This window comes from Verrucosispora sp. ts21, assembly GCF_002879555.1.
Classification (GTDB): Bacteria; Actinomycetota; Actinomycetes; order Mycobacteriales; family Micromonosporaceae; genus Micromonospora; species Micromonospora gifhornensis.
In genome coordinates, this window is sequence record NZ_PNOZ01000128.1 from 1 (window position 1) to 9,761 (window position 9,761).

Annotated in this window: 7 protein-coding genes; 5 read left to right on the forward strand and 2 right to left on the reverse strand. The window is 71.1% G+C overall.

Translation table 11 applies throughout. The features are described 5' to 3' along the window. The first annotated feature begins 496 nt into the window (after positions 1 to 496). The 4 genes from C1A38_RS29515 (at position 497) to mshC (ending at position 4,037) form a co-directional block, all read left to right on the forward strand. Complete coding sequence (locus C1A38_RS29515; RefSeq protein WP_102660962.1) at positions 497 to 1,201, forward strand: histidine phosphatase family protein; 705 nt, start codon at positions 497 to 499, stop codon at positions 1,199 to 1,201. A gap of 133 nt (positions 1,202 to 1,334) precedes the next feature. Then, positions 1,335 to 1,910 carry a DUF3090 domain-containing protein gene (locus tag C1A38_RS29520; RefSeq protein ID WP_102660963.1) on the forward strand — a complete coding sequence of 192 codons (576 nt, stop codon included), beginning with the start codon at positions 1,335 to 1,337 and terminating at the stop codon, positions 1,908 to 1,910. A gap of 41 nt (positions 1,911 to 1,951) precedes the next feature. After that, the gene (locus C1A38_RS29525) at positions 1,952 to 2,725 is read left to right on the forward strand and encodes an SCO1664 family protein (protein ID WP_233197103.1); all 774 of its coding nucleotides are present in this window, start codon (positions 1,952 to 1,954) and stop codon (positions 2,723 to 2,725) included. Positions 2,726 to 2,789: 64 nt separating this feature from the next. Then, entirely contained in the window at positions 2,790 to 4,037 is a 1,248-nt protein-coding gene (mshC, locus tag C1A38_RS29530; protein WP_102660965.1) for a cysteine--1-D-myo-inosityl 2-amino-2-deoxy-alpha-D-glucopyranoside ligase, read from the forward strand. A 208-nt stretch (positions 4,038 to 4,245) separates the two neighbouring features. Here mshC and C1A38_RS29535 read toward each other — a convergent pair whose 3' ends face one another. Together C1A38_RS29535 and C1A38_RS29540 are read right to left on the reverse strand one after the other, a co-directional pair. Continuing rightward, positions 4,246 to 5,037 (reverse strand): GntR family transcriptional regulator, encoded by a 792-nt coding sequence (locus C1A38_RS29535; protein WP_013734340.1) that lies wholly within the window; start codon positions 5,035 to 5,037, stop codon positions 4,246 to 4,248. Between the two features lie 152 nt (positions 5,038 to 5,189). Continuing rightward, on the reverse strand, positions 5,190 to 6,059 hold the full coding sequence (locus C1A38_RS29540; RefSeq protein ID WP_102660966.1) for a PAC2 family protein: 870 nt from the start codon (positions 6,057 to 6,059) through the stop codon (positions 5,190 to 5,192). A 327-nt stretch (positions 6,060 to 6,386) separates the two neighbouring features. Between C1A38_RS29540 and metH the strand changes: the two genes are divergently transcribed. After that, positions 6,387 to 9,761, forward strand: a 3,375-nt coding sequence (gene metH / locus C1A38_RS29545; protein ID WP_199180370.1) for a methionine synthase, incomplete at its 3' end; no start/stop codon positions are given.

Here is a 9,761-nt window from a genome sequence, read left to right on the forward strand (position 1 = left end):
CGGTGAGACCGGCGATGGCGAGGACGCTCTTACGCAGCATGGTGTTCATGATCAAGCTCCATTCGGGGGTCGGGCGTCACCGACGGGGGGTCGGCAAGGTGACACCAGCGCCGTCATGGCGCACAGAGCATGAGGGGAAAGACTTGGGGGTTTCCGGCGGCGGACCTGAGGTCTTCGCGGCACCGGACCAGGTATAACGACCTGCCGGGGCGGGTCATTCCCGCCGGCCGTGCCATCTGCGTCGGGGATCGTGGCGCTGCATGGGGGATCGTGGCGCGCACGGCCCTGCTCGGTCGGCCACCGGTTACAACGCCGGGCACCCGCTCGGCATTCCGTCCGAGCCGACGTGGCTGAATCCGGCATAACGCTCAAACGGTCGGCACGGATCACAGCCAGGCAGATACGTTCTACAACGGCATGGACGGTACGAACCGGGTGTCCGCGCCGCGAGCGGTGTGCGGACCATCGGGGGACGTCGGCGGCCTAGGGTGGGTACGTGGCCACACTTCTGCTCCTGCGGCACGGACGTACCACCGCGAACGCCGACGGCGGACTGGCCGGTCGGCAACCGGTCGACCTCGACGAAACCGGTCAGGCCCAGGCCACGGCGGTGGGTGAGCGCCTGCGTGCGCTGCCCCTGGCCGCGGTGGTGAGCAGCCCGCTGGTCCGCTGCCGGCGCACCCTCGAACTGGCGCTGCCGCAGGCGTCGCCGGTGCCCGACGACGGACTCATCGAGTGCGGATACGGCACCTGGGAAGGACAGCCGCTGAAGAAGCTGGCAAAGGAGCCGCTCTGGCCCGTGGTGCAGCAGCACCCCAGCGCCGCGGTCTTCCCCGAGGGGGAGTCGATGGCACAGATGGCGGCACGGGCCGTCGCCACGGTACGCGCCTGGGACGCCCGGGTGACCGCCGAGCACGGCCCCGAGGCGGTCTGGCTGGCCTGCAGCCACGGCGATGTGATCAAGGCGATCGTGGCGGACGCGCTCGGCGTACACCTTGATCTTTTTCAGCGGATCGTGGTGGACCCGGCGTCGGTGACCGCGATCCGTTACACCCCGCTGCGCCCGTTCCTGCTGCGCCTCAACGATGTCGGCGGCGACCTGGCCGGGCTGGTCCCGCCGCAGCGTAAGCGGCGTCGGCGGGCCAGCCGGCCCACCGACTCGGACGCCGCGGTGGGCGGTGGGGCCGGAGGGGCCCGGTGAGCCGTCCGGCCCGGACCGACGACGGGCCCGCAAACCGCACGAGCGCACGCGCGGCGGGGCGGGCCGGGGAGCGTACCGGAAATCGGGTCGGTGGGGTGCGCGGTGCCTGGGGCCGCCGGATAGGGTCGTGGGTATGACGCACCAGGTGCACGCCTTCGAGCCGCCGGAGCGGTTCGTCGCCGGGACCGTCGGGCCGCCGGGGGAGCGCACGTTCTTCCTCCAGGCGCGTGGCGGCGGCCGACTGGTAAGCGTCGCGTTGGAGAAGGTTCAGGTCTCCCTGCTCGCCGAGAAGCTGGAGGAGTTGCTCACCGAGGCCCAGCGACGGTTCGGGGTGGAACTACCCGAGGCGCCGGCCTCGGTCGGCGACAACGAGCCGCTGGACACGCCGGTCGACGAGGAGTTCCGGGTCGGCACGCTGGGCCTGGCCTTCGACGCGGACACCGCGACCGTGGTGATCGAGGCGATCGCGGTCGGCGAAGTCGAGGCCGAGATGGAGTTGGGCGAGTCCGAGGAGGACGAGGCCGACGACGTCGAGCCGGACGAGGACCTCGACCGACTCCGGGTGCGGTTGACCCCCGAGGCGACCCGCGAGTTCATCGAACGGGCCCGGCGCGTGGTAAACGCCGGCCGTCCACCCTGCCCACTCTGCGGCCAGCCGCTCGACCCGGCGGGTCACCTCTGCCCCCGAAACAACGGCTATCACCGGTGACGACGTCCGGCGTGACCCCCCGACAGGACGGTGCCGCCGCGATGCGCCTGCTGCGCGACGGTGAGCTGACCGTGGAGGGCCGGCTGGTCGACGCGTCGAACACCACCCTGCGCGGCATTCTCACCCTCGACGGCGCCACCGCCCGCTGCGTGTACAAACCGGTGCGCGGCGAGCGTCCGTTGTGGGACTTCCCGGACGGGACCCTGGCCGGGCGGGAGGTCGCCGCCTACCTGGTGTCCGCGGCCACCGGCTGGGATCTGGTCCCGCCGACCGTGCTGCGGGACGGCCCTTTCGGGCCGGGTTCGTGTCAGCTGTGGATCGACGAACCCGACGACGCCGAGCCGCTTGTCGGGTTCGTCCCGGCCGACGCCGTGCCACCCCGCTGGTTCCCGATCGCCGCGGCCCGCGACGACGACGGCACACCGTACGCCCTGGCCCACGCCGACGACCCCCGGCTGGCCCGACTCGCGGTGCTCGACGCGGTGATCAACAATGCGGACCGTAAGGGCGGCCACGTCCTGCTCGGCCCCGACGACCGGATCCACGGAGTCGACCACGGCGTCAGCTTCCACGTCGAGGAGAAGCTACGTACGGTGCTCTGGGGCTGGTCCGGGCGGCCGTTGCCCACCGACGTCCTCGAGGTGCTCGACCGTCTCGCCGGTCAGGTCCGTGGTCCGCTCGGCACCGAACTCGCCGAACATCTCACGCTCAGTGAGATCGCCGAGCTGGCGGCGCGCATCGACCGGCTGTGCCGACGCGGCCGTTTTCCCCAGCCGTCCCGGGACTGGCCGGCAGTGCCCTGGCCGCCACTGTGAGCTGAGGTGTTGATCACCCCTGGCTGGCCGTGGCCACGCCCCCCGGCTGGTTAGGCTGACGGTCATGGAGTCTTGGGTGGGGCACGAGGTGCCGCGTTTGCCGGGCAGGAGCAGGGCGCTGAGGTTGTTCGACACGGCCCGGCAGGCTGTGCACCCGACCGAACCGTCGGGCGCGGCGACCATGTACGTCTGCGGTATCACCCCGTACGACGCCACCCACCTGGGCCACGCCGCCACCATGATCACATTCGACCTGGTGCAGCGGATGTGGCGGGACGCCGGGCACGAGGTGCGGTACGTGCAGAACGTCACCGACATCGACGACCCCCTGCTGGAACGCGCCGAGCGGGACGGCGAGGACTGGAAGGTCCTGGCCATGCGCGAGACCGCGCTGTTCCGGGAGGACATGGAGGCGCTGCGGATCATCCCACCGGCACACTACGTCGGTGCCGTCGAGTCGATCCCGGAGATCGCCGAGAAGGTCTCGGAGCTGCTCAAGGACGACGCCGCGTACCGGCTGGACGACGGCACCGGCGACGTCTACTTCGACATCACTGCCGCCCCCCGCTTCGGCTACGAGTCCAACCTGTCCCGCGCCGAGATGCTGGAACTGTTCCCCGAGCGCGGCGGCGACCCGGACCGGGCCGGCAAACGTGACCCCCTCGACCCGCTGCTGTGGCGGGGCGCCCGCGAAGGCGAACCCTCCTGGCCCGGCGGCGAGCTGGGCCAGGGTCGGCCCGGCTGGCACATCGAGTGCACCGTGATCGCCCTGGCGCTGCTCGGCAACACCATCGACGTGCAGGGCGGCGGGAACGACCTGATCTTCCCGCACCACGAGTGTTCCGCCGCGCACGCCGAGCGGCTGACCGGCGCGGCGCCCTTCGCCCGGCACTACGTGCACGCCGGGATGATCGGCCTGGACGGCGAGAAGATGTCCAAGTCGCTGGGCAACCTGGTCTTCGTCTCCCGGCTGCGCGCCGACAAGGTGGACCCGATGGCGGTACGCCTGGCGCTGCTCTCCGGCCACTACCGCGCCGACCGGTCGTGGACCGATGACCTGCTGGCCACCGCGCACCAGCGCCTGGACCGCTGGCGACGGGCCGCCGCCTCCCCCGCCGGCCCGTCCGGGGAGGCCTTCCTGGCTGCCGTACGCGACCGCCTCACCGACGACCTCGACTCGCCCGGCGCCCTGCGCCTCGCCGACGAGTGGGCCGACCAGACCCTGACGCCCTCGCCGGACATCCCCACCGACCCCACCGCCCCCGCCCTCTTCTCCCGAACCCTCGACGCCCTCCTCGGCATCCGCCTCTGACCCTCCCTCTCGGCCCCTCCTCCCTCCCTCGCGCCTCGCCCTCTCCAGCCCTTTCCCCCCGGGGCCCCTCGTCCCGTCGATCTTGCAGTTTTGGTCGAGGATGTGCGGCTTTTGAGGCTTATGCGGCGACAGGAAGTGCAAGATCGACGGGCGCGGGCGCGGGCGCGGGCGCGGGCGCGGGCGCGGGCGGGGGCGGGGCGTGGGTGGGTTAGCCGAGGATTAGGCCTGGGTCGGGGTGGGGGTCTGGGGTGGGGGCGGGGATCTTGTATTCCTCGGTGAGGGTGGTGACCGGGCCGGGCCAGGTGGCCTGGGCGACCTCGATGGGCTTGCGGTGGGCGTCGTACGCCACGTGCAGCAGGTGCAGCACGGGAGTGTCGGGGCGGATCTGGAGGGTCTCCGCCTCCTCCCGACTGGGCTGGCGGGCGGTGATCGTGTCGGTGGCCGTGGCGTACCGTCGGCCGGTGGCCTCCTCGGCCTCCTGGTAGAGCGGGCGGCCGAAGGCCTCGGCGCGTTCCAGAGTGGTGCCGGCGGTGTCGGCGGGCAGGAACCAGGAGGCGCCCACCTCGACCGGTGAGTCCTCGGTACGGACCAGATGCCGACGGCAGAGCAATTCGGTGCCGTCCGGTACGCCGAACGCGTCCGCCACCTCGGGTGGGGCGGGGGAGCGGCCCACGGAGACGAGTTGTTGCCGGTAGCGGGCGGCCAGATCGGTGTGGTAGCCGCGGAAGCCGCCGTAGCGCCCCCGGGAGAGCCGGTTGAGTCGTCGCCGGGTGCCGCGGACGTACGTGCCGGAGCCGGGTTTGGTGATCAGGACGCCCTCGACGCGCAGCTGGTCGACGGCGCGCTGCACGGTCTGCTTCGCCACGCCGAACATCTCGGCGATGGCCGGGATCGACGGCAGGCGCTCGCCCGGACCCCAGTCGCCGCGCCGGATCTGCGACTTGAGCTGCGCGGCGATCTGCCGGTGCGGGAACTCCGCCGCCCCCGGGTTGATCTGCATCCCGACCTCCTATCAGCTAGGTTCCTAGGATGCCCTACGCGTGGTGATCCGCGCCACCCCGACACTTCCAGCGCATCAGGCGACAGGGGAGAGGTGATCAGAAACAGGCCCCAGGCGATACCGCCTGGGGCCTGCGAGGAATAACGGGGTGACTACCAGGAGCCGGCGGTGGGGCCGGCGGAACCGCCTCGACGGCGGAGGTACTTCTCGAACTCCTGGGCGATCTCGTCCCCGGTCAACGGGGTGATGCCCGCGTCGCCGACCCGTTCCTCCAGCTCACGGACGTACTCGCCGAGTTCGGCGTCCTGCTCGGCGGCGCTGCGCACCCGCTGCTCCCACTCGGCGGCCTCTTCCGCCAGGTCGGCCATCGGCACCGGCAGGTCGACGACCTCCTCGACCCGGTGCAGCAGGGCCAGGGTCGCCTTCGGGCAGGGCGGATTGTTGGCGTAGTGCGGCACGTGCACCCAGAACGAGACCGCGTCGACCTCGGCGCGGGTGCAGGCGTCGTGCAGGACGCCGACGATGCCGGTCGGCCCGTCGTAGCGGGTCGGGGTGAGCTGGTAACGCTTGGCGGCGTCGGCATCGGAGGCGCTGCCGCTGATCGGCAGCGGTCGGGTGTACGGCACGTCGGCCAGCAGCGCGCCGAGCAGCACCACCCGCTCGACCTCAAGACTGTGGCAGATCTCCAGCACCTGCTCGCAGAAGGTGCGCCAACGCATGCTCGGCTCGATGCCACGGATCAGCACCACGTCCCGCTCGGTGCCGGCCGGGCTGGCCACGGTGAACCGGGTGGTCGGCCACTCGACCCGCCGGGTGGCGCCGTCGGACATCGCGATGGTGGGTCGGCTGACCTGGAAGTCGTAGAAGTCCTCCGGGTCGAGTTCGGTGATCGGTCTGGCCTGCCACACCTGTTCCAGGTGTTCGACTGCGGCGGTCGAGGCGTCGGCGGCGTCGTTCCACCCCTCGAAGGCGGCTATGGCCACCGGAGACCGCAGCACCGGCAGCCCGTCGAATTCGGTCACGCCGTCACCTCACCCCGTGCCTCACCGGCGCGACTCGGGCTGGCCCCGGTCGTGCGCCCGTCGTGCATGGTGATGTCGCTGTAGTCCCTCACATTGGTAGCCTACGTGCCTTGTCCGGACCGGGCCCGCCGGCCGCGCCGGATCGCAACCGACACGCCTTACGGATCGGTACCGACACCCCCCGCCGGACGCCGGGGCGGCCGGTTCCCTTCGATCTCAAGTCTGCCGGCGTGACGCCGCAGAGTGGGGCAGCTGTCATCGACGGCACGATGTGGGATGGCACGCTGCGGTAGCCCAGTTCGTGCCGGAGCGGACTAACCTGACAATGTGCGGACTTCGTTGCTCGATGCGTTGGCAGACCGGATCCTCATCACCGACGGGGCGATGGGGACGATGCTCCACGCCGCCGACCTGAGCCTGGACGACTTCGATGGCCTTGAGGGCTGCAACGAGATCCTCAACGTCACCCGACCGGACGTGGTGCGCGGGGTCCACGAGGCGTACCTCGCGGCGGGTGCCGACTGCATCGAGACGAACACCTTCGGTGCCAACCTGCCGAACCTCGCCGAGTACGACATCGCCGACCGGATATGGGAGCTGTCCGAGGCCGGCGCGCGGTTGGCCCGGGAGGCCGCCGACGCGTACGAGACGCCGGAGCGCCCCCGCTGGGTGCTGGGTTCCATCGGCCCGGGCACGAAGCTGCCCACCCTGGGGCACGCCTCCTACGCCAGCCTGCGCGACGCGTACCAGCAGAATGCCGGTGGTCTGATCGCCGGTGGGGCGGACGCGCTGATCATCGAAACCTGCCAGGACCTGCTCCAGGTGAAGGCCGCGGTGATCGGGTCGAAGCGGGCGATGGCCGAGGCGGGCCGGCAGGTGCCGATCATCTGCCACGTGGCTGTCGAAACCACCGGAACGATGCTGCTGGGCAGTGAGATCGGTGCGGCGCTCACCGCGATCGAGCCGCTCGGGATCGACCTGATCGGCCTCAACTGCTCGACCGGCCCGGCCGAGATGGGTGAGCACCTGCGCTACCTGTCCCAGCACTCCACCGTCCCGGTGTCGGTGATGCCCAACGCCGGGCTGCCGGTGCTCACCTCCGACGGGGCGTACTTCCCACTCGAACCGCAGGAGATGGCCGAGGCACTGGAACGCTTCGTCGTCGACTACGGCGTGGCGCTTGTCGGTGGCTGTTGCGGCACCACCCCAGAACACATCCGGGTGCTCGCCGAACGGCTGCGCGACGTCGCGCCGGTGGCCCGTGAGCCGCGTATCGACCCGGGTGTCTCCTCGATCTACCACCACGTGCCGTTCGCGCAGGACGCGAGTGTGCTGATGGTGGGGGAGCGGACCAACGCCAACGGCTCGAAGGCGTTCCGGGAGGCGATGCTCGCCGCTGACTGGCAGGCGTGCGTGGAGATCGCCCGGAGCCAGGCCCGCGACGGCTCGCACCTGCTGGATCTCTGCGTCGACTACGTCGGTCGGGACGGCACCGTCGACATGCGGGAGTTGGCCGGCCGGTTCGCGACTGCCTCCACCCTGCCGATCATGCTCGACTCGACCGAGCCGGCGGTGATCGAGGCCGGGCTGGAGATGCTCGGTGGCCGGTGCGTGGTCAACTCGGTCAACTTCGAGGACGGCGACGGCCCCGACTCCCGGTACGCCCGGGTGATGCCGGTGGTCGCCGAACACGGCGCCGCCGTGGTCGCGCTGCTCATCGACGAGGAGGGCCAGGCGCGTACGGCGGAGTGGAAGGTACGCGTCGCCGAACGTCTCATCGGTGACCTGACCGAGCGGTGGGGGTTGCGCCGCGCCGACATCCTCATCGACGCGCTGACCTTCCCGATCGCCACCGGGCAGGAGGAGACCCGACGCGACGGCATCGAGACCATCGAGGCGATCCGGGAGATCGCTCGCCGCTGGCCCGGGGTCAACTTCACCCTGGGCATCTCGAACGTCTCCTTCGGCCTCAACCCGGCCGCCCGGCAGGTGCTCAACTCGGTCTTCCTGCACGAGTGCGTGCAGGCCGGGCTCACCTCGGCGATCGTGCACGCCAGCAAGATCCTGCCGATGGCGAAGATCCCCGAGCAGCAGCGGGAGATCGCCCTCGACCTGATCTACGACCGGCGTCGTGAGGGCTACGACCCGGTGCAGCGGTTCATCGAGATCTTCGAGGGTGTCGACGCCGCTTCCGCGCGGGCCACCCGGGCCGAGGAGCTTGCCGCCCTGCCGCTCAACGAGCGGCTCAAGCGGCGGATCATCGACGGTGAACGCAACGGCCTGGAGGCCGACCTGGACGCCGCGATGCTCGCCGGCACCGCCCCGCTGGCCATCATCAACGACATCCTGCTCGACGGCATGAAGGTCGTCGGTGAGCTGTTCGGCTCCGGGCAGATGCAGTTGCCGTTCGTGCTCCAGTCCGCCGAGGTGATGAAGACCGCGGTGGCGTACCTCGAACCGCACATGGAGAAGGCCGACGACGGCGGCAAGGGCCGCATCGTGCTCGCCACCGTCAAGGGCGACGTGCACGACATCGGCAAGAACCTGGTCGACATCATCCTGTCCAACAACGGCTACGAGGTGGTGAACATCGGCATCAAGCAGCCGATCTCCGCCATCCTCGACGCCGCCGAGCAGCACCGCGCCGACGCCATCGGCATGTCCGGCCTGCTGGTCAAGAGCACGGTCATCATGAAGGAAAACCTGGCCGAGATGGCCACGCGCGGGGTCGCGGAGCGCTGGCCGGTCCTGCTCGGTGGCGCCGCGCTGACCCGGGCGTACGTCGAGGACGACCTGCGGTCGATGTTCCCCGGCCAGGTGCACTACGCCCGCGACGCCTTCGAGGGACTGTCCCTGATGGACCGGGTGATGACCGCCAAGCGTGGCGGCGCACCGGTCATCGATCCCGAGCGGGAGGCGGCCCTGGCCGCCCGCCGGGCCCGCCGCGAGCGGCAGCGCGCCATGGTCACCGAGTCGCTGCCGGAGCTGACGGACACCTCGGTCCGCTCCGACGTGGCCGCCGACGTGCCGGTGCCGACCGCCCCGTTCTACGGCACCCGGGTGGTCAAGGGGGTGCCGCTGGCCGACTATGCGGCGCTGCTGGACGAGCGGGCCACCTTCATGGGCCAGTGGGGGCTGCGCGGTGCGCGCGGTGGCAAGGGCCCGTCGTACGAGGAACTGGTGGAGACCGAGGGCCGGCCCCGGCTGCGCTACTGGCTGGACCGCCTGATCGCCGACCAGGTGCTGGAGGCGGCCGTGGTGTACGGCTACTTCCCGGCGTACTCCGAGGGCAACGACCTGGTGGTGCTGGACGAGAACGGGCACGCCGAGCGGGCCCGGTTCACCTTCCCCCGGCAGCGGCAGGAACGGCGGCTCTGCCTGGCCGACTTCTTCCGCCCCCGCGGCGAGGAGTTGGACGTGGTCGCGCTGCAACTGGTCACCGTGGGTCAGCCGGTCAGCGAGTACGCGGCCAAGCTGTTCGCCCGCAACGAGTACCGCGACTACCTGGAGGTGCACGGCCTGTCCGTGCAGCTCACCGAGGCCCTCGCCGAGTACTGGCACAAGCGGGTACGCGCCGAGCTGACCCTGCCCGACGGCCGTACGGTCGCCGACGACGACCCGACCGACCTGGCCGGCCTGCTGCGCACCGACTACCGGGGCTGCCGGTACGCGTTCGGCTACCCGGCCTGCCCCGACCTGGAG